A 23,103-nucleotide genomic window follows, 5' to 3' on the forward strand; every position below is an offset into this window, starting at 1 on the left:
ACCTCAACAATATGAACTCCAATCCTTCCCCCCTTATCGCCATCAGCGTCGGCGAAGCTTCCGGCGACTTGCTCGGCGCACATTTAATCCGTGCCATTAAGGCGCGTTGCCCGAATGCGCGGTTTACCGGCATCGGTGGCGAGCGCATGAAGGCGGAGGGTTTTGAGAGTTTATACGATCAGGAAAAGCTGGCGGTGCGCGGTTTTGTTGAAGTCATCAAACGCCTGCCGCAGATTTTGAAAATCCGCAAAGGGCTGGTGAGCGATTTAATCCGCCTCAAGCCGGATGTGTTTATCGGCATCGATGCGCCGGACTTCAATCTCGGCGTGGCGGAAAAACTCAAGCAGGCAGGCATTCATACCATTCATTACGTCAGCCCGTCGGTTTGGGCGTGGCGACGCGAACGGGTCAATAAAATTGTGCATCAGGTCAACCGCGTGTTATGCCTGTTTCCGATGGAGCCGCAGCTTTATATCGATGCCGGAGGCAAGGCTGAGTTTGTCGGCCATCCGATGGCGCAAACCATGCCCGTGGAAGCGGATAGGGCGGCTGCGCGGCAGAAGCTGGGCGTACCTGCGGACGTGCCCGTGTTTGCCATCTTGCCCGGCAGCCGCGTGAGCGAAATCGATTATATGGCGGCGGTGTTTTTTCAGACGGCCTTATTGCTGCTGAAACGTTATCCGCAGGCACGGTTTTTGCTGCCTGTGGCGACGGTCGCAACGCGCAAACGCATTAGTGAAATTTTGGCGCAACCTGAATTTGCCGCCCTTCCCATTACATTGACCGACAAGCAGTCGGATACGGTTTGCACCGCTGCCGACGTGGTATTGGTCACCAGCGGTACGGCGACTTTGGAAGTGGCCTTGTGCAAGCGGCCTATGGTTATCAGCTACAAAATTTCGCCGCTGACTTATGCGTATGTGAAACGCAAAATCAAAGTGCCGCATGTCGGTTTGCCTAATATTCTGTTGGGTAAAGCCGCCGTTCCCGAGCTGCTGCAACACGATGCCGTCCCTGAAAAACTGGCGCAGGCCGTGGCAGACTGGTATGACCGCCCTGAAGCCGTAGCCGCGTTGGAACAGGATTTCCACGCCTTGCATCTGCTGTTGAAAAAAGATACGGCAGCATTGGCGGCGGCGGCAGTATTGGAGGAAGCCGGATTTTCAGACGGCCTGAAAGACAAGTAAGGAAAATACATGAATTTATTGGGAGCCTTGGCCAAGGTTGGCAGCCTGACAATGGTGTCGCGCATTTTGGGCTTTGTGCGCGATACGATTATCGCCCGTGCGTTTGGTGCAGGCATGGCGACGGATGCGTTTTTTGTCGCGTTTAAACTGCCCAACCTGCTGCGGCGAGTGTTTGCAGAGGGCGCATTTGCCCAAGCCTTCGTACCGATTTTGGCGGAATACAAAGAAACCCGCTCGCCCGAAGCCACGCAGGCGTTTGTGCGTCATGTGGCCGGCATGCTGTCGTTTGTGTTGGTCATCGTTACTGCGCTGGGCATACTTGCCGCGCCGTGGGTGATTTATGTTTCTGCACCCGGTTTTGCCAAAGAAGCCGATAAATTTCAGCTCTCCATCGACTTGCTGCGGGTGACGTTTCCTTATATCTTTTTGATTTCCTTGTCGTCTTTTGTCGGTTCGATACTCAATTCCTATCATAAATTCGGTATTCCCGCCTTTACGCCGACATTTTTGAACATTTCCTTTATCGTCTTTTCCCTGTTTTTCGTACCATATTTCGATCCGCCTGTTATGGCTTTGGCGTGGGCGGTATTTGTCGGCGGCGTGTTGCAGCTGGTGTTCCAACTGCCTTGGTTGGCGAAACTGGGCTTCTTGAAAATGCCCAAACTCAGCTTTAAAGACGCAGCGGTCAACCGCGTGATGAAACAGATGGCGCCGGCTATTTTGGGCGTGAGCGTGGCGCAGATTTCCTTGGTTATCAACACCATTTTTGCCTCATTTTTGCAGTCCGGCAGCGTGTCGTGGATGTATTACGCCGACCGACTGATGGAATTGCCTACCGGCGTTTTGGGTGTGGCACTCGGTACAATCTTGCTGCCTACCTTGTCCAAACACGCCGCCAGTCAGGATACCGAGCAGTTTTCCGGCCTGCTCGACTGGGGTTTGCGCCTGTGCATGCTGCTGACCCTGCCTGCCGCCGTCGGCCTTGCTGTGTTGTCTTTCCCTTTGGTTACGACCTTGTTCATGTACCGTGAATTTACGCTGCACGATGCGCAAATGACCCAACACGCGCTGATTGCCTATTCCTTCGGCTTGATCGGTCTGATTATGATTAAAGTGTTGGCTCCCGGTTTCTACGCGCGCCAAAACATCAAAACCCCCGTTAAAGTCGCTATTTTCACGCTGATTTGCACGCAGTTGATGAACCTCGCCTTCATTTCGCCGCTCAAACACGTCGGCCTGTCCCTCGCTATCGGTTTGGGCGCGTGTTTGAATGCAGGTTTGCTGTTTTTCCTTTTGCGCAAACACGGCATCTACCGCCCCGGCAAAGGTTGGGCTGCGTTTTTGGTCAAAATGGCCATCTCTTTGGTCGTCATGGGCGGCGGTTTGTGGCTGGCGCAATATTATCTGCCGTTTGAATGGGTACACGTCGGCGGCTTTAAAAAAGCAGGCCAACTCTGCATTCTGATTGCCTTGGGTGGCGGCCTCTACTTCGTTTCCCTCGCCGTGCTCGGCTTCCGTCCGTACCATTTCCGCAGGGTAGAAAAATAAGCAGCCGCAGGGCGTATGTGCTTGGCTTCAAGACTATTTGCTAAAAAGGCCGTCTGAAACATTTTCAGACGGCCTTTTCTTGTTTTATGTTTTAACTGTAAAGCTTCGCTCCTTTTTTGACGAACTCAATCGCTTTTTCTTCCATGCCTTGCTGTTGGGCTTTTTGCTTGTCGGCGTAGTCGCGTACTTCCTGCGTGATTTTCATCGAGCAGAATTTGGGGCCGCACATTGAGCAGAAGTGGGCAATTTTTGCGCCTTCGGCGGGCAGGGTTTCGTCGTGGAAGCTCTCGGCGCGTTCGGGGTCGAGGCTTAAGCGGAATTGGTCGCGCCAACGGAACTCGAAACGCGCCTTACTCAGGGCGTTGTCGCGCAACTGCGCGCCCGGCCAGCCTTTGGCGAGGTCGGCGGCGTGGGCGGCGAGTTTGTAGGTGATGATGCCGGTGCGCACATCTTCTTTGTCGGGTAGGCCGAGATGCTCTTTCGGAGTAACGTAGCAGAGCATGGCTGTGCCGTACCAGCCGATATTGGTCGCGCCTATGCCCGAGGTGATGTGGTCGTAGCCGGGGGCGATGTCGGTAACGAGCGGGCCGAGGGTGTAGAAAGGCGCTTCAAAGCAGTGTTGCAACTCTTCGGTCATGTTTTCTTTGACACGTTGTAACGGCACATGGCCGGGACCTTCGATCATGACTTGGACGTCGTGTTCCCACGCTTTGGCGGTCAATTCGCCCAAGGTGTGCAATTCGGCGAATTGGGATTCGTCGTTGGCATCGGCAATGCAGCCGGGGCGCAGGCCGTCGCCGAGGCTGAACGACACGTCGTAGGCTTTCATGATTTCGCAGATTTCGTCGAAATGCGTGTAGAGGAAGTTTTCCCGATGGTGGGCAAGGCACCATTTCGCCATGATGGAGCCGCCGCGCGATACGATGCCGGTGAGGCGGTCGGCGGTCATCGGCACATAGCGCAGCAACACGCCTGCGTGCAGGGTGAAATAGTCCACGCCTTGTTCTGCCTGCTCGATTAAGGTGTCGCGCACCAAATCCCAAGTCAGGTCTTCGGCGATGCCGCCGGTTTTTTCCAAAGCCTGATAGATGGGCACCGTACCGATGGGGACGGGCGCGTTGCGGATAATCCATTCGCGCGTTTCGTGGATGTGCGCGCCGGTGGATAAGTCCATAATCGTGTCTGCGCCCCAACGCAGCGACCACACCATTTTTTCAACTTCTTCTGTCAGGCTGGAAGTGACGGCGGAGTTGCCCAAGTTGCCGTTGATTTTGACGCGGAAGTTGCGGCCGATAATCATCGGTTCGAGTTCGGGGTGGTTGATGTTGGCAGGGATAATCGCGCGTCCGGCGGCGATTTCTTGGCGCACGAATTCGGGTGTGATTTGGTCGGGATGGGTTGGGATATTCGCGCCGAAACTTTGCCCTGCGTGTTGTTTCAAGAGCTTGGCGTATTCAGGCCGTCTGAAAAGCTCGTCCAGCTTCATGCGTTCACGTATGGAGACAAACTCCATTTCCGGCGTGATGATGCCTTGGCGCGCATAGTGAAGCTGGGTTACATTGCGGCCTGCTTTGGCGCGGCGCGGACGGGTGATTTGGTTGAAGCGCAGATGGGCGGTTTTCGGATCGTGCGCGCGTTCAGTGCCGTATTCGCTGGAAAGCTTGGGCAGGATTTCGGTATCGCCGCGTTCGTTCAGCCATGCGGTGCGGACGTGCGGCAGACCCTGTTTTAGATCGATGTGTGCCGCCGGATCGCCGTATGCGCCGCTGGTGTCGTACACCGGAATAGGCGGATTGGCTTCCGTACCTTGTGCCGTGTAGGTATCGTCCTGACGGATTTCGCGCAAAGGCACGCGGATGTCGGCGCGGCTGCCCGGGATATAGACGCGGTCGGAATTGGGATATTGGAAGCGGATGCCGATGTCTTCGCTCAAGTCGGAAAGACGGCGCGCCTCATCGCCGGTTTTTTTAGCGGTAGTCATAAAAAATTGCTCCTGTTTCTCAGTTATGAAATGGAAACAGGAGCATTGCTTTTTTTCAGACGGCCTTATGGATATCTTCAATCAACCGTTTAAAATCACATTTGCCGAAACTCCCCACGCAGGTATTATCCTGTTCGGGTGTAAAGGGTATTTCTCAGCCGCTCGGTTTGAAAGCAGCACCCCTGTTTCTTTATTAACGAAAATTAAACCATGCGGACGGTTTTTTGTAAAGCGGCGTTTTTCGCTTTTTCTGTCAAAAACACTTGACAGCGATTCCGTCTTTCCGTATAGTTACAACTTCTGACGCGGGATGGAGCAGCATGGTAGCTCGTCGGGCTCATAACCCGAAGGTCGTAGGTTCGAATCCTGCTCCCGCAACCAAATATAAAAATCCCCTGCAATCGCAGGGGATTTTGCTTTATGTAGCATTTATTGTTGATTGGATTGATTGAAAGGCCGTCTGAACTATTGTGTTTCAGGCGGCCTTTTTTATTGGCCGATGCCATCGGCGGCTAATTCGCTTTTATTTTGAGTTTGTGTTTTTCAGACGGTCTATTGTTGCTCTGGATCGGTATCGTTGCGCAGGTGTTCTTTCAGGCGTTGCAACTCTTTTTTGTCCAACCATTTATTGCGCGAACGTTGCAACAGGATCACCAAAGCGGCGATTTCGTTGCGCATATTGGTGCTGAGCCAAAGGAAGCCTTGCCAGTCGTAATGCAGGCGGGCGGCCGGTTTGCTTAGTTCGGTATTGAGCGAAGTATCAATGCGGATGCGGCGGGCGTAGTGGCCTTTGATGAGGCGGACGGTCAGGCGCAGTTCGCGTTGGAGTTGGTTGAAGTGGCGGTCGAGCAGGCGGATTTCGCTTTCGTTGAGCGTGGGCGCGCGAAGTTTGGCGGCGGTGGTCAGGAGCAGCTCGGTGGTGTTGACGATTTTGCGGTGAGCATGCTGCATGGCTTCCATCATATTGTTGCTGATGTGGCTTTCGCCGGATGTGGCGGCCAGATGGCTGCGGCTTTTGACCATACGGGCGTTGATTTGGCGCATTTTAATCATGTTTTGTTCCAAACGCTCGCGCGTCATGCGTTTGCCGTTGCTGATTTCGGCAATCATTTTGGCGCAGTCGGTGAGGTTGTCGGCAAGCATGAAGCGCCACATCAGGGTGGAGCGCAGGGGCAGGAGTTTGGCGGCGGCAATGGCGATGGCGGCACCAATCAAAACGTTCATGGCGCGCATCAGGCCGCTGTCAAGCCAATGGTGGCTGCTGTCGCCGATGAGCATGCACATGGTCAAACCGGCAAGCATGGCGACATAACCGTTTTTGCCGACCGCCGACCAACCGGCCACTGCGCTGGCGGCACCGATAATCAGATAGAAGAAAACGCCGTCTTGCAAATAATGCTGGTTCAACCATAAAACGGCCAAACCGACGCCCAAACCGATGGCCGTGCCGAGCATGCGTTCGACCGCTTTGGAGTAAATCGCGCCTTGGAATTGCAGCATGCCGAGGACGACAAAGACGGTCATGCCGATCCACTCGCCGTGTTGCAGGTGGAAGACTTTGGCCAACAGGGTGGAAAACACGATTGCCAAGCCGAGGCGGACGGCGTGGATATGGCGGCGATAGCGGTAGCGTTCGTAGGCGTTGAGCCAGCGTTCGGAAAAATGGAGGCGTTCGGATTGGGCAGGCATGTTGTAAGACGTATCGGTATGTGGGGATGTAAATTATAACTGATTGGTAAAGCAGATGAAATTTGAACTGCTCCCAAACGGCTTGTCCTATTGCGGATTTTATCTGCCGCAAGCGGATATAATGGCGGCTTTGAATCAGACAGGCGGTGAAGAAATGGCGACGGTTTTAAGCGCAGGCGTGGACGAAGCGGGGCGCGGCCCTTTGGTCGGCAGCGTATTTGCGGCGGCAGTGATTTTGCCGGAACATTTTGACCTGCCGGGTTTGACCGACTCAAAAAAACTGAGCGAAAAAAAGCGCGATATGTTGGCGCAGATGATTAAGGAACAGGCGGTTGCGTGGAGCATTGCCTTTGCCGATCCCGACGAAATCCTGCAACTGAACATTCTGCACGCAACCATGGCCGCGATGAAGCGCGCAGTCGAGGGGCTGTCGGTCACTCCCGACAAAGTGTGGATAGACGGCAACCGCGTGCCGAAAGATTTGAATGTCCCTGCCGAGGCTGTGGTCAAAGGCGACAGTAAAATCATCGAAATCTCCGCCGCTTCGGTTTTGGCCAAAACCGCACGTGATGCGGAAATGTATGAATTGGCGAAACGCTATCCGCAATATGGGTTTGACCGGCACAAAGGCTACGGCACGGCGCAACATTTGGCCGCATTGAAACAATACGGCGTATTGCCGGAACACCGCCGCGATTTCGCACCAGTCAAAACCTTATTGGCACAAGGCAATCTGTTTGAAGAATGAAAGCATAGCAAAAGGCCGTCTGAAAGATTTCAGACGGCCTTATTTTTGGACAAGTATTATTTCAACGCAGCCAAACACTCTTTAATCAATTCAGGGCCGCGATAAATCAAACCGCTGTACACCTGAACCGCACTGGCACCCAAGCGGATTTTTTCTGCCGCGTCCGTGCCGTTCATAATGCCGCCGACGCCGATAATCGGCAGCTTGCCGTCAATGCGTTCCGCCAAAAGTTTCAACACCTGATTGCTTTTCTCGCGTACGGGCAAGCCACTTAAGCCGCCTTGTTCGCCTGCAAGCGGATGGCTGCCCAAGCTTGATTTGTCGATGGTCGTGTTGGTGGCGATGATGCCGTCCATTTCCACGGATTTGACCACATGGGCGATGTCGTCGATTTGCGCTTCGTCCAAATCCGGTGCGATTTTGACCGCCAGCGGCACATATTTGCCATGAGCGGCCGCCAGTTGCGCCTGTTTGTTTTTCAAGGCCTCCAACAATGCGCTCAATTCGTCGCCGCCTTGCAAAGCGCGCAGGTTTTTCGTATTGGGAGAGGAAATATTGACCGTGATGTAGCTCGCGTGGGCGTAGGCTTTTTCCAAGCAAATCAGATAATCGTCGGCCGCGTTTTCAATCGGCGTAACGGCATTTTTACCGATGTTGATGCCCAAAATGCCTTTAAAGCGGCTGTTTTCAATGTTGCGGATCATCGCGTCGATGCCGTGGTTGTTGAAACCCATGCGGTTGATGATGCCTTGGTGTTCGGGAACACGGAAAAGGCGCGGCTGCGGATTGCCCGGCTGCGACTTGGGCGTTACCGTGCCGATTTCGACAAAGCCGAAACCTAAAGCGGCAAACGCATCGATACACTCGCCGTTTTTGTCCAAACCTGCCGCCAAGCCGACCGGATTGGGCAGCTGCAAACCCATCAGCTCGGTTGGTCGGGTGCGGCTGTCCACTTTGGGCAGCAGGCCGAGTTTTTCAGCGGTACGCAAACTGTTGAGCGTGAAATGATGGGCCTTTTCTGCATCGAAACGGAACAGGATGGGGCGGACGAGTGAATACATGGCGGCGGCTTTCTGAACGGTTGATGAATTTGGCGTTATTTTACCTGAAACCGTCAAACTGCCCCAAACGTCTGTATCGATATGATTTTATTGTTTGGCGTCAAATGAAAATAAATAGGGCTTTTGCGTGTAATCGGATAGTTCATTAAAATGGTAAGAGAGAGGCTTTTCAGACGGCCTGATGGATGCATCAAAAGGCCGTCTGAAAAGTTTTGATTTGATTGTTTACCTGATACAGGAAGATTTTTATGAAACAGGCGGTTGATCCTTATGCGAGTTTCCGTGAACTGACGCTGCGGGGGATGATACTTGGCGCGTTGATTACGGTGATTTTTACGGCATCCAATGTGTATTTGGGCTTGAAGGTGGGCTTGACTTTTGCGTCTTCGATTCCGGCTGCGGTGATTTCGATGGCGGTTTTGAAGTTTTTTAAAGGCAGCAATATTCTGGAAAATAATATGGTGCAGACTCAGGCTTCAGCCGCGGGGACGCTCTCCAGTATTATTTTTATTTTGCCGGGTTTGCTGATGGCCGGTTATTGGGCGGGCTTTCCGTTTTGGCAGACTACGCTGCTGTGTATGTCCGGCGGTATTTTGGGCGTGATTTTCACTGTGCCTTTGCGTTATGCGATGGTGGTGAAGAGCGATTTGCCTTATCCGGAAGGCGTGGCGGCGGCTGAGATTTTGAAGGTCGGCGACCATGATGCGGACCAATAGGAAGGCGGCAGCGGTATCAAGGAATTGGTGTCGGGCGGCGCATTGGCCGGTTTGATGAGCTTTTGCGCAAGCGGTTTGCGCGTGGTGGCCGACAGCGCGAGCTTTTGGTTTAAAGGCGGCGCGTCGGTGTTCCAAGTGCCGATGGGCTTTTCGCTGGCCTTGCTGGGCGCGGGCTATTTGGTCGGACTGACCGGCGGTATCGCGATTTTACTGGGTATTTCGATTGCCTGGGGTGTGGCCGTGCCTTATCTGTCGGCGCATATTCCGCAACCTGCCGATATGGAGATGATTCCTTTTGCGATGTCTTTGTGGAAGGAAAAAGTCCGTTTTATCGGCGCGGGTACGATCGGTATTGCGGCGATTTGGACGCTGTTGACTTTGATGAAACCGATGGTCGAGGGTATGCGCCTGTCTTTCCGCAATTTCGGCGGCGCGCAGATGACCGAGCGGACGGAACAGGATTTGTCGCCTAAGGCGATGATTGCCTGGGTGTTGGCGATGATGCTGGTGTTGGGCGTGTCTTTCTTCCACTTTATTGGCGACTCGCATATTTCCGGCGGTTTGGCTTGGCTGTTGGTGGTTGTATGTACGCTGCTGGCTTCGATTATCGGCTTTTTGGTGGCCGCGGCTTGCGGTTATATGGCCGGTTTGGTCGGTTCGTCTTCCAGCCCGATTTCGGGTGTGGGCATCGTCTCTATCGTTATCATTTCGCTGGTGTTGCTGTTGGTCGGCGAATCCGGCGGCCTGATGGCGGATGAGGCAAACCGCAAATTCCTGCTGGCGTTGACGCTGTTTTGCGGCGCATCTGTGATTTGTGTGGCTTCGATTTCTAATGACAACCTGCAGGATTTGAAAACGGGTTATCTGGTAAAAGCGACGCCTTGGAAACAGCAGGTTGCGCTGATTGTCGGCTGCGTTGTCGGTGCTGTGGTGATTTCGCCTGTGTTGGAGCTTTTGTATGAAGCCTACGGCTTTACCGGCGCGATGCCGCGTGAAGGCATGGATGCTGCCCAAGCCCTTGCCGCGCCTCAGGCAACTTTGATGACCACCATCGCCCAAGGTATTTTCTCGCACAATCTGCAATGGGATTATATTTTCACCGGCGTGGCCATCGGCGTGGCATTGATTGCGGTCGATTTCACATTGCGCAAATCTTCCGGCGGCAAGCGTGCTTTGCCGGTATTGGCCGTGGGCATGGGCATTTACTTGCCGCCGTCTGTGAATATGCCGATTGTGATTGGTGCGGTATTGGCGGCGGTGTTGAAATCCGTCATCGCCCGCCGTCAAGAAAACCGTGAAGGCCGTCTGAAAAATGCGGAACGTATCGGTACGTTGTTCTCTGCCGGTTTGATTGTCGGCGAGAGCCTGATTGGTGTGATTATGGCGTTTATCATTGCCTTCTCCGTAACCAACGGCGGTTCGGATGCGCCTTTGGCCCTGAACTTGGAAAACTGGGATACGGCCGCCAAATGGCTGGGCTTGGCGTTTTTTGTCTTCGGTATGTTCGTGTTTGCACGCCGCGTGTTGAAAGCAGGACGTTAAGTTTGTAGGTTGAGAAAAGGCCGTCTGGAACCCAAAACATTGGGGTTTTAGACGGCCTTTTTAGTGGAAATTTTTTTGGAATGATTTTAGGAAGTTTGGGTATAATTATCGCGGGGCTGGTAGCAAAAAAGCCCCATTGCAGTGGGGCTTTGTGCTGAAACCGCCCTAGAAAGGATGGTTTCAAGCATGAAACATACCACTCGCACGGGTCGTTCATGGCTGAGACTGCGGACAGTCGTTAGGATTATCTTAACCCTGTTCCTGCTCTTAGTCAATTAAACGGTTGAAAACAAAAAACTGTTTTTCAGTTTCCGCCTGTTTGTCATGAACGGGCGGTTTTTTATTGTTTAACGCTGATTCAAACAATCTGCAATCGCTTTGGCAATTTTGGCACTGGCGCCTTGGTGTTGCGAAATGAATTGCTCGGTGTGGCTGATCAGCTGTTGGCGCAGCGTTTTATCGTCGAGGTATTGGCGCGTGGTTCTATACCAGGCTTCGGCGGTTTCGACGCGGACGGCGGCTTTGGCTTCGACTGCACCTTTGCAGGCTTGGGCGAAGTTGTAGTTGGAGTAGCCGAAGAGGGTGGGGACGCGGCAGGCGATGGGTTCGATGATGTTTTGGCAGCCTGCATCGACGAGGCTGCCGCCGACGAAGGCAATGTCTGCGCTGAGGTAGTAGGCGGCAAGTTCGCCCATGCTGTCGCCTATCCAAACCTGTGTATCGGGGGAAACGGGTTGTCCGTCGCTGCGTTTTTGGACGGTATAACCAAGCGATTTGGCGGTATCGTAGGCCGTCTGAAAGTTTTCGGGGTGGCGCGGGACGATGACCAGCAAGGCATTGCCGCGGTAGCCCTGCCATGCTTTGAGGAGCAGCTCGGCTTCGTCTGTGCCTTTGTATACGCGTGTGCTGGCGCAGACGACGACGGGGCGTGCGCCGATGCGTTCTTTAAAGGCGGCGGCAAGAGGGCGCGAGTCGTCGGGGGGCGCGATGTCGTATTTGGTGTTGCCGCAGACGTGGACGTTGGACGCGCCGATAAGGTGCAGGCGCTCGGCATCAGCAGCGGTTTGGGCAAAGCAGCCGGAGAGGGTCTGCATGGCAGGCTCAACCAACTTGCGGATTTTGAGGTAGCCGCGTTGGGATTTTTCGGAGAGGCGCGCGTTGGCCAAAAAGAGGGGAATGCCTGCTTCTTGGCAGCCGTGCATCAGGTTGGGCCAGATTTCGGTTTCCATCAAAATGCCGCAGATGGGGCGGTGTTCGGCTAAAAATCGGGCAACCCATTCGGATTTGTCGTAGGGCAGGTAACGGCATTGCGCATCGGGGAACAGGGATTGCGCGGTGGTGCGGCCGGTCGGCGTCATTTGGGTAATCAAAAACGGCGAGTCGGGAAAATGGCGGTGTAATGCCTGCACCAAAGGTTCGGCCGCACGCGTTTCGCCGACGGATACGGCGTGTATCCAAATCGGGCGTTGTACGGGATAGGGATACGCCTGCCCGAAACGCTCGTCCCAATGCTCGAGATAGGCTGGGGATTTGAGGGCGCGGTGGCGCAGGTGGCGGCGGATCAGGAAGGGGGCGAGGTGCCACAGCGTGGCGTAAAGGCGGCATATCATGCTTACGGGTCTTGTGTCGGAATAGGCCTATTTTATCGGAAACTGAAACGGAAGATATAGCTTTGATGCGTGTTTTACGCAAAGGAAACAGGCCGTCTGAAAGGTTTCAGACGGCCTTTAATGCGGGCATAAACGCGTTTATTTCACTTGCGCCATGTATTTTTTCAGACGGCCTTTGCTTTGCATGGCGCGGTTTTCCATTTCATCGACAACGGCTTGTGCTTTGGCTTTGTTCACCGGTTTGCCGACCTGAATCACGCCGCTCATGTTCATCATGCGGTGCGGCGGGCAGGTGTAGACGTACACGCCTTCTTTGTCGAGTTTGAGGGTGAAGTCTTTACCGTCTTCGGAGAGGAAGTCGGCAACGCCCTCGGGCAGGGCTTTGCTTTGTACCCAGTGGCCACTGTTGGCGGCTTTGAAGGTAACAGTGTCGCCGACTTTGGCGTTGACGTAGCCGGGCTCGAACACCATGCTGCCGTCTTTGCCGTTGTCGAGCATTTTGACTTCGTGGTTGGCGGCGTATGCGCTAAGGGAGGCGGTCAGCATCAGGAGGAAGAGGGATTTTTTCATGGAGAAAGTCCTTTCTAAGGATAAAAAATATGGTGCGGGCTGATGAGTCGGAGAGGCAAGCCTTGGGTTTACCGCCCTCTCCCTAACCCTCTCTCGCGGGAGAGGGGATAAGTTGCAGGGAGTTCGCAGGCCGGATGCTCAAATCCGACATTTCAGGAGCGGTTAAGTTACGCACTCTTCCGCATCGGGCGGATAACGGGCAGGCCTTTGCTGCAGTATAAAAGCTCGATGTCCACTTTATACAGCCTGCCGATTATGTCCGCCTGCAATACGTCCTGCGGCGCGCCCTGCGCCTGTACTTTGCCTTCGCCGAGCAGAATCACGCCGTCTGAAAATTGCGCGGCGAGGCTCAAATCGTGCAAGACCATCAGCGTAACCAGATTGTGTTCGTGCGTGTATTGCACCACGCGCTCCAAAAGATTGAGCTGATGGTGCATATCCAGCGCGCTGACCGGTTCGTCCAGCATCAGGATTTCGGGACGGCGCAGCATGACTTGGGCAAACATGACGAGCTGCCGCTGTCCGCCGGAAAGCCGCATGACGTCGCGGTGCGCCAGATGGCCGATGCCCAGCTCCGCCATGATACTTGCGGCTTCGTGCAGTAGTTCGTCGCCGACGTGCATGTGCAGCGCGTCCATGCGGCCGAGCAACACGACTTCCAGCGCGGTCAGCGAGGCTTCGGCGGCGGTGTCCTGCGGCATATAACCTATGCGTTTGCGCCAGCTTTGCAGGTGGATTTTGCTCAACACTTCGTCGCCGTAGCGGATGGTACCTTTGTGTGCTACTTCGCCGAAAATCGTTTTCATCAGCGAGGATTTTCCCGTGCCGTTGGGGCCGAGCACGGAATAGACTTTGCCTTGTTCCAGCGTCAAATCGATATTGTCGGCGACTACATAATCGCCGCGCCGGATGTGTACGTTTTCAAGTTTCAACATTTCAGACGGCCTATCGTTTCGTTAATACAATCCAGAAGAAGAACGGCACGCCGACAAACGACGTAACAATCCCCACCGGAAACAGCGCGCCCGGGATAATCACCTTGGACAACACGCTGGCGACCGACAAAAACGCCGCCCCTGCCAGCATCGCGCCGGGCAGGAAGAAACGTTGGTCTTCGCCCAAAAGAATCCGCGCCACATGCGGCGCAACCAAGCCGATAAAGCCGATCACGCCGACAAAACTGATGGCCGTCGCCGTCATTACCGCCACCAACACCAGCGTTTTCAGGCGTAAAAATTGCAGATTGATGCCCAGCCCGACGGCGCGTTCTTCGCCCAAGCGCAGCGCAGTCAGCTTCCACACATCGCGCGAAAGCAGAAACACGCATACCGCCGTAACTGCCGCCGTAACGATGACTGTTTCCCAAGTTGCCTTGTTCAAACTGCCGAACAGCCAAAACAGAATCTGCTGCGAAATCTCAGGCGCGGCGATAAACTGAATCAGCGACAAAATCGACTGAAACAGAAACAACAGCGCAATCCCCACCAGCACCAACATCGCCGAGTTGAAGCGGCGTGCCGAGGCAAACAGAAACAAGATGCCCGAAGCCAGCATGGTCATCACAAACGCACCGATGGGAACGGCGACCGTTTCAGGCAGCCCGAAACCGCCGAACGCAATCACCGCCGACGCGCCCAAACCCGCCGCCGCCGCCAAGCCCAGCGTATAAGGGCTGGCCATCGGGTTGTTCAGGAGCGTTTGAATTTCCGCACCGCCGACACCTAAAGCCGCGCCGACCACCAAGGCCATCACCGCAATCGGCAGGCGCAAATCCATCACAATCAGGCGGTTCATTTCATCGACTTCGGGTTTGCCCAGCAAAACATTGACCACTTCGCCGACGGGCAGCGTGTCCGTCATCGCAGGGCCGGTGGCGATGTCGAATAGGAAACTGACCGCCGCGATGACTAAAAACATCAACACAATCAACCAACGCTTGCCTTCCAACTTGCGCTGGTTTTTCACAATCTCGGCGACAACCGAATCATTCATGTTTCAAACCTTTAAAAAAGAGTGTTGTGAAAGGGGAGAAACAGGTTTGCCTTTTTCTTCCGCAAAAATTTCAGACGGCCTTCCGATTTAAAAGGCCGTCTGAAAATCTAAATTACCTTATTGTCCTTTCGGATAGAGGTAGAACGTGCCGTTCGGTACGACGGGCAGGTTTTGGCGGTAGAAGTCCAGATAGGTCTTCTCAGGGTTGAAATCCTTAAACAACTGCGGATAAATCGCTTTGGCCATAAACTGAATCGACGCGCTGTCGGACAGCGTGCGCGAGTTGGCGTGGTAGGCGGCGTAGAGGCGGTTGTTTTTAATCGCAGGCAGGTTGGCCCAGCCGGCGCGTTTGGCAAAGCCTGCCAAGCGTTTTTCCGCTTCGGCTTTTGGAATGCCCCAGCCCATCACCATGGCGGCAGGGTTTTTCTTCAATTCGGTTTCGCGGCCGGTAATCACGATCACGTCGGGTTTGGCGGCGAGGACTTTTTCAGGATTGATCGGGCCGTAGAATTCGACCGAAGAAGCGGCGATATTGTTGCCGCCGACCAGTGTCGCCATCGAACCCCACATGCTTTTGCCGAAGGTAACGCTGTGTTCGGCAGGGCCTTTGTTGCCGAACTCGATATAGACTTTAGGCTTGGGCAGGTTGGCTTTTTGCACGCGCGCTTGGATGGTGTCGGCAACGCGTTTGTAGTCTGCCGCCAGTTTGTCGGCTTTTTGCTGCTGGCCGGTCAGCGTGCCGATAAGCTTGGTCGATTGGACGTGTTTGGCCACCGTTTGCGCGTTGTAGTCCAACACGACGATGGGGATGCCGGCCTTGTTGATGCGGTCGAGATCGGAACCCAAAGCCTTGTATTGCCATTCGGCCAAAACCAGCAAATCGGGTTTCAGCGCCAATACTTTCTCAATCGAGAAAGTGCCGACTTCCACTTCGCCCACGTCGGTCAGCTGATTCAGTTTAGGCACGGCTTTGCTGAATGCCGCCCAGCTTGGCGGCGCCCAGTCGGCCCAAACTGCTTTGGAGAAACCGACGACGTTGTCCAGCGCGGTTTTGCCGCCGATGGCCATGTAGTCTTGGTAGTAGAAGCCCAACACCACGCGCTTGGCAGGCAGGTCGACAGTTACCTTACGGCCGAGGATATCGGTCAGCTGAACGGGTTTGGCAAAAGCGGATACGGAGCTGACTGATAAAGCGGCGGCGGCAATCAAAGCAGAAAGTTGCGTAAATCTCATGAATCATTCCTTTAAAATATGATGATAATTACTATCTTTTTATAAATTTACAAGGTATTGAATCTTTTTTCAAGTGAATGTAGGGATAGACATATTTCGAAATAAAAAGTTTCATCATTAAAACGAAGGGATAGTGTTTATATAGGGCTTTGGTGTACTGAAGACCTAGTAAAAAGGAATGATATGGGGTACCTAAAGCCATAGTGGGCAGTAGCTGGAATGGATCGGTAAAGGGTTTTTTATTGCAAAAAAAATAAAAGGTATTCGGTTGAAAACAAGGCCGTCTGAAACCTTGCAATCAGGGTTCAGACGGCCTTTGGTGGAGGCATAAAAGTTTTATTTCACTTGCGTCCTATATTTTTCAGACGGCCTGTAAGCAGTGTTTGGGAAAAGTGAAAAAGGTTGGTTTTTGAAATGGCGAAATAGGGAAGAAGAGGGCTTGAGGGAGAATCGGGCATAAACTAAAAATGGGGACAAATAAAAAGGGCGTGTATCGAAACACGCCCTTTTTAGAGATTCAGACGGCCTGTGATTCCGCCTGTTCGCTTTGGTTGAGGATTTTAATCAGTTTTTCGGCTTTTTCCGGGTCTTCGCAGCGCAGGATTTTGGCGGCATCGTTTTCGAGATGGCCGGTGTGGCTGTGCAGGATGATGTTTTTAACCGAAAGCAGGTTGTTGGGGTTCATGGAGAAGCGACGCAAGCCCATGCCGAGCAACAGTCGGGTGAAGACGGTATCGCCGGCCATTTCGCCGCAGATGGACACGCCTTTTTCCATGCGGTTTGCCGTGCGGATAATGTGTTGCAGCGTTTTGAGGACGGCAGGGTGGCCGGGTTGGTAGAGGTGGCTGACGCTGTCGTCGCCGCGATCGACCGACAGGAGGTATTGAATCAGGTCGTTGGTGCCGATGGAGATGAAATCGACGAGCTTGAGGATGCTGCCGACGGTCATGGCTGCGGACGGGATTTCAATCATGCAGCCGATGCTGACCGGGCCGAAGGTTTCGCCGCGTTCGGTCAGCTGGCGTTGGGCCGTGTCCAGATGGATAAGGCATTGGCGCACTTCGGAAATGGATGTAATCATCGGCCACATCATACGTACGGGGCCGTGGGCGGCGGCGCGGAGGATGGCGCGCATTTGGGTGCGGAACATGACCGGCTCGGCGAGGCACAGGCGAATGCCGGTCAGGCCGAGTGCGGGGTTGAGGCTGCCGTTGGGTGTGCTGTTTTGGCCGAACCAGCGCGGATTTTTATCGACGCCCAAATCGACGGTGCGGATGGTGATGTTTTTGCCTTTGAGTTTTTTGACGATGCCGGCATAGACTTCGTATTGTTCGTCTTCGGTCGGCATGTTGTCGCGGTTGAGGTAGAGGAATTCGCTGCGGAACAGGCCGACGCCGTCTGCGCCGAAGTTGTGCAGGGCTTTGATGTCTTCGGCGGATTCGATGTTGGCGAGCAACTCAATGTTGATGCCGTCGGCCGTGGTGGCGGCGGTTTTTTTGATTTTGTTGAGTTCGCGCTTGTGGCTGCGGTATTCGCGGGCGAGGCGGCGGTATTCGTTGAGGACGACTTCGTCGGGATCGATGATGAGGACGCCGTTGATGCCGTCGACGATGACGATTTCGTTTTCGGTGATGAGTTTGCGGGCGTTGTGCAGGCCGATGACGGAAGGGATGTCGAGGCTGCGGCCCAAGATGGCGGTGTGGCTGGTCGGGCCGCCGGCATCGGTTACGAAGGCGGTAATGTGCTGCTCTTTGAACAATACGGTATCGGCAGGCGAGAGGTCGTGCGCGATGAGGACGGTGTCGTCAAACAGGTTGCCGGCGAGGTTGATTTCGTTGCTCTGGCCGACAAGGTTGTTGTGGATGCGGCGGACGACTTGGAGCATGTCCTGTTTGCGTTCGCGCAGGTAGTCGTCGTCGATGCTGTCGAACTGGGCGGCAAGCTTGTCGCTTTGCAGTTTTAATGCCCATTCGGCGTTGATTTTCTGCTCGCGCAAAATGTCGATGGGTTCGCGCGAGAGGGTGACGTCGGTCAGCAGCATCAGGTGCAGGGAGATGAACGCGCCCAATTCGGTCGGGGCGTTTTCGGGAATTGCGCCGCGCAGCTGTTCCAATTCTTTGCGCGTGGCTTTGATGGCGTTGTCGAAACGGGCAACTTCGGCATCGAGTTTGTCGGGATCGATGTCGTATTGGGGGACTTCCGTTGTGCCGCGCGTGATGAGGTGGGCGTGGCCGATGGCAATGCCTTTGCCCGCGGCCACCCCGTGTAGGACGATGCTCATTATTCGCCCTCGCCGAAGTAGTCGTTGATGAGGTCGGTCAACGCCTGCATGGCGGCGGCTTCATCTGCGCCTTCTGTTTCCAGCTCAATCACGGTGCCTTTGGCGGCGGCCAGCATCATCAGGCCCATGATGCTTTTGCCGTTGACGCGGTTGCCGTTTTTGGTGACCCAGACTTCGCTTTGGAATTGGGAGGCGGTTTGGGTGAATTTGCTGGAGGCGCGCGCGTGCAGGCCGAGTTTGTTGATGATTTCGATTTCTTGTTTGAGCATGGATGTCCCCTAAATGTAATGTTCGTAAAGTGAATGTTTTCAGACGGCCTTAGCCGTGTTCTTTGCACACCAGGTCTTCAGGTGCGGATGTAATGGCGAAAATGCCCCGGATGGCGGCCTCTTTGACGGTTTCGGTGAAGTCGGAGAGGTTTTCGGCTTGTGATGAGTATTGGATGGCTTTAATCATCATCGGGGCGTTGAGGCCGGTCAGGATGGCGGATTTGTTTTCGCGCACCAGCCGGCGTGCGGCGTTGCATGGGGTTGCGCCGAAGATGTCGGTCATGATCAGCACGCCGCGGTTGTTGGGAAATTCCTGCAATGCGGCGATGGCGTTGTTGATGATGTCGTTTTGATCCTCGTCGGGCTGTACGCCGAGGATGTGGAGATTTTCGGGGAAGCCGTTGGGAAAGAAATGGTCGGCCAAACCGCGATAGGCTTCACCTATGGTTTCATGTGTAATGATTAACAAACCTATCATGATGTGTTCCTATTATTGGGGTTGAGGCCGTCTGAAGATTTTTCAGACGGCCTTTGTTTTATTTATTGTTTAAGGCGTAGATTTCGCCGAGGTTGCGCCAACAGCCGGCGGCATCCATGCCGTAACCGAAGACGTAGCGGTTGGGCACGTCCAAACCGACATAATCGGCTTTGGTTGGTTTTTCTTTGTCGATCAGTTTGTTGGCAAACACGGCCGCACGGCAGCTTGCCGCGCCCATTTTCAACAGTTTTTCCTGAATGGCGGCCATGGTGTGGCCTTCGTCTAAAATATCGTCCAAAACGACTACATGACGGCCTTTGATTTGCTCGGGGTCGGGCATGCGTTTCCAGTTGAACGCGCCGCCTGCGAGTTTGTCTCCGTAGCGGGAAACATGGACGTAGTCAAAGTCCAAAGGGAAGCGCAACAGCGGCAACAGCTGCCCTGTAAACACCACCGCACCACCCATCACAGGCAGGAGCAGGGGATATTTGCCGCCCAAGTCGCGGGTGATGTCGTCGGCAACTTTTTGCAAGGCCGCGCGGCATTTTTCTTGGTCAAACAGCAAGTCGGCATTGTCCAGCATGGCTTGGGTTTCAAGGCGTTTGGTGTCAAAATCGGTCATGATAGGGGCGTGTTGAGTGCGGTTAAAAACAAATTATATAGCGGATTCAATCAATTTTCGATACAAGGCGCGGCAATAGTGTGGTGAATGTGAAGGGAATTTAAGCAGATCATGTTCAGACGGCCTTTTGTCCTTCCGCTTCGTCCACCAGCAAAAACGCCGTCAAAGCCAAAGCGGTCAATAGCGCCGTCAACACCATCGCCCGTCCGTAATTGTCCGCACCGGCGCGCCCGAGATAATCGTAAATCAAAGTAGTCAGCGTCTGCCATTCGGGGCGCGACAGGAATAATGTGGCCGCAAATTCTCCGATACACGTTGCCGAAGCCAAAGTCAGACCGCGCCGCAAGGCCGGTTTCAATAAAGGCGCGGTTACATAACAGGCCGTCTGAAAACCGTTTGCGCCCATGGTGCGCGCCGCCGCCGCGTAATCTTTGGGCAAACCGTCCCACGCGGCCAGTACGTCTTTGGCCACAAACGGATACGCCAACAGCGCGTAAGTCGCCGTCAGCAGCCACAGCGAAGCCGTCCACTGCGGATAGAGCAGCAATACGCCGAACGCGATGCACACAGGCGACACCATAAACGGCAAAAACATCAGCGCGCGCAACCACGCCATTTGCCGTGCCGCCGCCGCATACAGCACGCCTAAAACCGTTGCCGCCGCCACCGCTGCCGCAGAGAAACGGACGGTATTCCACACCGCCGCCCACGTTTGCGCTTCCAGCAAGACTGCCCACGAAGAGCCTGCCGATACCGCCTTGAGCCACACCGCCGCCAAAGGCAGCAGGCAGCATACTGCCAACATGGCCAATACCGTTGCCGTCAGCCATTTTTCCCAAGCCCATATCGGCGCACGCGGAGGCAAAGGCGAGACCGACTTATCCACAGTCACGCGCCTGCTCCAATACGCATACAAACCGCCTGCCGCCGCCGTAACCGCCAGCACCAGCCACACCAACACCGACGCACGCGCCATGTCCAACTCATACGCCACCAGCCGGTAGATTTCCACTTCCACTGTTGCAAAACGTTCGCCGCCGAGCAGCAAGGCCAGCCCGAAGCCTGAAAAACAATATAAAAACACCAGACACGCGCCACCGGCAACCCACGCACGAACTACCGGCCATTCGACCCAGACAAACCGCCGCCACGCGTCCGCGCCCAAAGATTGCGCCGACAGCAACCGCGCCTGTGGCACACGCACAAATCCCTGATACGCCGAGCGCACCAAAACCGGCAGGTTGAAAAACACGTTGCCGTAAATCAGCAGCCACGGCGTGTCCTGCCAACCTGAAGCCAGCATGCCGTGTGCGCCAAACAAGGCCAGCACGCCCATGCCCGCGACCAAAGTCGGCATCACGAAAGGTAGCATCAGTAGGCGCAAAACCGTGCGCCGTCCGGCAAAGTCCATCCGCGCCAGCACCCACGCCGCAGGTACGCCCAAAGCCGTGACCAAGACACAGGTCAAAACCGCCTGCGCCACTGTCCAGCCTAAGCGCAGGCGCATATAGTCATCAGCCACCACTTCCGCCCAAGCGCCTTCGCCGTCGTAAAACGCCAGCGACAGCAAAGGCGCGGCCACCATGACCGCCAAGAAACCCAAAGGCAGAAGCAACAGCGCAAACCGCCGAATCCAAACCTGCATCGATGCGTACCCGAGAATAAAAACGCCTATTTTAGCCCGAGTTCGACATAGAAGGTGGTATTCCTGCCCTTGTTTTCAGACGGCCCGGGCAGCCTGACGGATAAAACCGCCATTTCTTCAAATTTTTCAAATATTTACGAAATCTCTTCAAAAAGGCAACATAATCAGTTGGGCATTTTTGTTACAATGCCGCCGATTCAAAAAACCAAACAAATCAAAAACAAGGAAACATTATGACCACTACACGCCCACAAACCTACGATGCCGTTGCGCGCGCGTTGCATTGGCTGACCGTACTCGGTTTCATCGGCATCCTCTCCACCATTACCGTTTGGACCATCTACGATGGCGAAGAATGGGTCAAATCGCTCTTCGGCGTGCATAAATCCATCGGTTTCATCACGCTGCTGGTGATTGCCATGCGCATTGTTTGGGCTTTGCTCAATGCGTCCAAACGCCCTGCCGCCGACAGCTTTGCCGCAAAAGCAGGCCATCTTGCCCTTTACGTCCTCATGCTCGCTGTTCCCGTTATCGGCATGATCCGCCAATACGGCGGCGGTCGCGGCCCGTTGAAAGTATTCGGTGTCGAAGTGATGCAGGGTTCGCCAGAGAAAATCGAATGGATGTCCAATCTCGGCAATATGGCGCACGGCAAACTCGGCTGGCTGCTCTTCGCGCTTGTCGCCGGCCACATCGTCATGGTTGTCGTTCACCGCATTCAAGGCCACGATGTTTTATACCGCATGATCGGCCGCCGTTCTTAAGTGTAAAACGGTAAACAGCCAAGGCCGTCTGAAAACAGTTTGACCAAGCAAAAACTGTTTTCAGACGGCCTTTTTGTATTTGTGTTAATCTGCAAAAGTAGGGCAGGCATTTTGCCTGACGTTGTCTAAATACTGTAAACCATACCGAGAAACACCATGACTGCTCCCATTCTCGCCATCACTTCCGGCGAACCGGCCGGCATCGGCCCCGACATCTGCCTCGATTTGGCTTTCGCCGACCTTCCTTGCCGCCCCGTTGTTTTATGCGACAAAAACCTGTTGGCGCAAAGGGCCGAACAGCTCGGCAAATCCGTCATCCTGCGTGACTTCCAAACCCAAGCTACTGATCCGTTGCCCAAGGGCGAACTTGAAGTTCTGCATATTTCTTTAGATGCCGAGTGTTGGGCGGGCGAGCTCAATCCTGCCAATGCCGCGTATGTCCTCCGGCTGCTGGATACAGCGTATCAAGGCATTTCAGACGGCCTGTTTGCCGGTATGGTTACCGCGCCGCTGCATAAAGGCATCATCAACGATGCCCACGCAGGCAACGGCTTTTTCAGCGGCCATACCGAATACCTCGCCGAAAAAAGCCATACCAAACAAGTTGTCATGATGTTGACCGGCGGCGGCCTGCGCGTGGCATTGGTGACCACCCATCTACCGCTGAAAGACATTTCCGCTGCCATCACGAAGCCTTTAATCGAGTCGGTTGTCCGCATTCTTGAACACGACCTGCGCCATAAGTTCGGCATAGCCAATCCGGTCATCCTCGTTACTGGCCTTAATCCCCACGCCGGCGAAGGCGGCCATTTGGGACACGAAGAAATTGACACCATTATTCCGGCACTTCATGCCCTGCAGGCCGAAGGCATAGACGCACGCGGCCCTTATCCGGCCGATACCGTGTTCCAACCCTTCCTGCTCAAAGATGCCGATGCCGTCCTCGCCATGTATCACGACCAAGGGCTGCCGGTACTCAAATACGCCGGTTTCGGCGAAGGCGTGAACATCACCCTCGGCCTGCCCTTTATCCGCACCTCCGTCGATCATGGCACGGCCTTGAGCTTGGCCGGTACGGGCAAAGCCGATTCCGGCAGCCTGATTACCGCCGTCCGCGCCGCGCTTGATATGGCGCACAATATGCAGCAGGCCGTCTGAAGCGTGGAG

General features: G+C 54.6%; 18 protein-coding genes, 1 tRNA gene, 1 pseudogene and 1 riboswitch. Of the genes and pseudogenes, 7 read left to right on the top strand and 13 right to left on the bottom strand.

Annotated elements, in window-relative coordinates:
* Positions 1-11 precede the first annotated feature (11 nt).
* A complete protein-coding gene (gene lpxB / locus HMPREF2560_RS02580) occupies positions 12-1,187 on the top strand; it encodes a lipid-A-disaccharide synthase (protein WP_070606393.1) in 1,176 nt (391 codons plus the stop codon).
* A gap of 9 nt (positions 1,188-1,196) precedes the next feature.
* On the top strand, positions 1,197-2,735 hold the full coding sequence (murJ, locus tag HMPREF2560_RS02585) for a murein biosynthesis integral membrane protein MurJ (RefSeq protein WP_070873678.1): 1,539 nt from the start codon (positions 1,197-1,199) through the stop codon (positions 2,733-2,735).
* Between the two features lie 91 nt (positions 2,736-2,826).
* Here the strand turns inward: murJ and thiC are convergent, their stop codons facing one another.
* Positions 2,827-4,716 carry a phosphomethylpyrimidine synthase ThiC gene (thiC, locus tag HMPREF2560_RS02590; RefSeq protein WP_070873679.1) on the bottom strand — a complete coding sequence of 630 codons (1,890 nt, stop codon included), beginning with the start codon at positions 4,714-4,716 and terminating at the stop codon, positions 2,827-2,829.
* 94 nt (positions 4,717-4,810) lie between these two features.
* A riboswitch (TPP riboswitch) is annotated at positions 4,811-4,910 on the bottom strand.
* A gap of 110 nt (positions 4,911-5,020) precedes the next feature.
* Here thiC and HMPREF2560_RS02595 point away from each other — a divergent pair.
* Positions 5,021-5,097: transfer RNA gene (locus HMPREF2560_RS02595), tRNA-Met, on the top strand.
* A gap of 171 nt (positions 5,098-5,268) precedes the next feature.
* Here HMPREF2560_RS02595 and HMPREF2560_RS02600 read toward each other — a convergent pair.
* The gene (locus HMPREF2560_RS02600; protein ID WP_070606345.1) at positions 5,269-6,405 is read right to left on the bottom strand and encodes an FUSC family protein; all 1,137 of its coding nucleotides are present in this window, start codon (positions 6,403-6,405) and stop codon (positions 5,269-5,271) included.
* Between the two features lie 154 nt (positions 6,406-6,559).
* On the opposite strand from HMPREF2560_RS02600, the gene rnhB reads away from it, so the two are divergent.
* Positions 6,560-7,153 carry a ribonuclease HII gene (rnhB, locus tag HMPREF2560_RS02605; protein WP_070606673.1) on the top strand — a complete coding sequence of 198 codons (594 nt, stop codon included), beginning with the start codon at positions 6,560-6,562 and terminating at the stop codon, positions 7,151-7,153.
* A 56-nt stretch (positions 7,154-7,209) separates the two neighbouring features.
* Here the strand turns inward: rnhB and HMPREF2560_RS02610 are convergent, their stop codons facing one another.
* Positions 7,210-8,214, bottom strand: a complete 1,005-nt coding sequence (locus tag HMPREF2560_RS02610) for a quinone-dependent dihydroorotate dehydrogenase (RefSeq protein ID WP_070606343.1) — start codon at positions 8,212-8,214, stop codon at positions 7,210-7,212.
* A 248-nt stretch (positions 8,215-8,462) separates the two neighbouring features.
* On the opposite strand from HMPREF2560_RS02610, the pseudogene HMPREF2560_RS02615 reads away from it, so the two are divergent.
* A pseudogene (locus HMPREF2560_RS02615) lies at positions 8,463-10,472 on the top strand (oligopeptide transporter, OPT family).
* 347 nt (positions 10,473-10,819) lie between these two features.
* Here the strand turns inward: HMPREF2560_RS02615 and waaA are convergent.
* The 10 genes from waaA to HMPREF2560_RS02665 all read right to left on the bottom strand — a co-directional run bounded on the left by waaA (position 10,820) and on the right by HMPREF2560_RS02665 (position 21,172).
* On the bottom strand, positions 10,820-12,082 hold the full coding sequence (waaA, locus tag HMPREF2560_RS02620; protein ID WP_070873680.1) for a lipid IV(A) 3-deoxy-D-manno-octulosonic acid transferase: 1,263 nt from the start codon (positions 12,080-12,082) through the stop codon (positions 10,820-10,822).
* A gap of 138 nt (positions 12,083-12,220) precedes the next feature.
* A complete protein-coding gene (locus HMPREF2560_RS02625; RefSeq protein WP_070606337.1) occupies positions 12,221-12,652 on the bottom strand; it encodes a plastocyanin/azurin family copper-binding protein in 432 nt (143 codons plus the stop codon).
* 167 nt (positions 12,653-12,819) lie between these two features.
* A complete protein-coding gene (locus HMPREF2560_RS02630) occupies positions 12,820-13,587 on the bottom strand; it encodes an ABC transporter ATP-binding protein (RefSeq protein ID WP_070873681.1) in 768 nt (255 codons plus the stop codon).
* Between the two features lie 10 nt (positions 13,588-13,597).
* Entirely contained in the window at positions 13,598-14,644 is a 1,047-nt protein-coding gene (locus HMPREF2560_RS02635) for a FecCD family ABC transporter permease (RefSeq protein ID WP_004519102.1), read from the bottom strand.
* A 117-nt stretch (positions 14,645-14,761) separates the two neighbouring features.
* A complete protein-coding gene (locus HMPREF2560_RS02640) occupies positions 14,762-15,877 on the bottom strand; it encodes an ABC transporter substrate-binding protein (protein WP_070873682.1) in 1,116 nt (371 codons plus the stop codon).
* A 517-nt stretch (positions 15,878-16,394) separates the two neighbouring features.
* Positions 16,395-18,158 carry a phosphoenolpyruvate--protein phosphotransferase gene (gene ptsP, locus HMPREF2560_RS02645; RefSeq protein ID WP_070606328.1) on the bottom strand — a complete coding sequence of 588 codons (1,764 nt, stop codon included), beginning with the start codon at positions 18,156-18,158 and terminating at the stop codon, positions 16,395-16,397.
* Positions 18,158-18,427: an HPr family phosphocarrier protein gene (locus HMPREF2560_RS02650; RefSeq protein ID WP_003683718.1), complete on the bottom strand. Its 270-nt coding sequence runs from the start codon at positions 18,425-18,427 to the stop codon at positions 18,158-18,160. The genes ptsP and HMPREF2560_RS02650 overlap by 1 nt, the downstream gene beginning before the upstream one ends.
* 49 nt (positions 18,428-18,476) lie before the next feature.
* On the bottom strand, positions 18,477-18,905 hold the full coding sequence (locus tag HMPREF2560_RS02655; RefSeq protein WP_049335776.1) for a PTS sugar transporter subunit IIA: 429 nt from the start codon (positions 18,903-18,905) through the stop codon (positions 18,477-18,479).
* Between the two features lie 58 nt (positions 18,906-18,963).
* On the bottom strand, positions 18,964-19,527 hold the full coding sequence (locus HMPREF2560_RS02660) for a hypoxanthine-guanine phosphoribosyltransferase (protein ID WP_070606327.1): 564 nt from the start codon (positions 19,525-19,527) through the stop codon (positions 18,964-18,966).
* 115 nt (positions 19,528-19,642) lie between these two features.
* Positions 19,643-21,172: an ABC transporter permease gene (locus tag HMPREF2560_RS02665; RefSeq protein WP_070606325.1), complete on the bottom strand. Its 1,530-nt coding sequence runs from the start codon at positions 21,170-21,172 to the stop codon at positions 19,643-19,645.
* A 233-nt stretch (positions 21,173-21,405) separates the two neighbouring features.
* Between HMPREF2560_RS02665 and HMPREF2560_RS02675 the strand changes: the two genes are divergently transcribed.
* On the top strand, positions 21,406-21,936 hold the full coding sequence (locus tag HMPREF2560_RS02675) for a cytochrome b (protein ID WP_083306153.1): 531 nt from the start codon (positions 21,406-21,408) through the stop codon (positions 21,934-21,936).
* A 156-nt stretch (positions 21,937-22,092) separates the two neighbouring features.
* Complete coding sequence (gene pdxA, locus HMPREF2560_RS02680; RefSeq protein ID WP_070606320.1) at positions 22,093-23,094, top strand: 4-hydroxythreonine-4-phosphate dehydrogenase PdxA; 1,002 nt, start codon at positions 22,093-22,095, stop codon at positions 23,092-23,094.
* Positions 23,095-23,103 lie beyond the last annotated feature (9 nt).

The organism is Neisseria sp. HMSC078H04, assembly GCF_001838135.1.
In the GTDB taxonomy this organism is placed as follows: domain Bacteria; phylum Pseudomonadota; class Gammaproteobacteria; order Burkholderiales; family Neisseriaceae; genus Neisseria.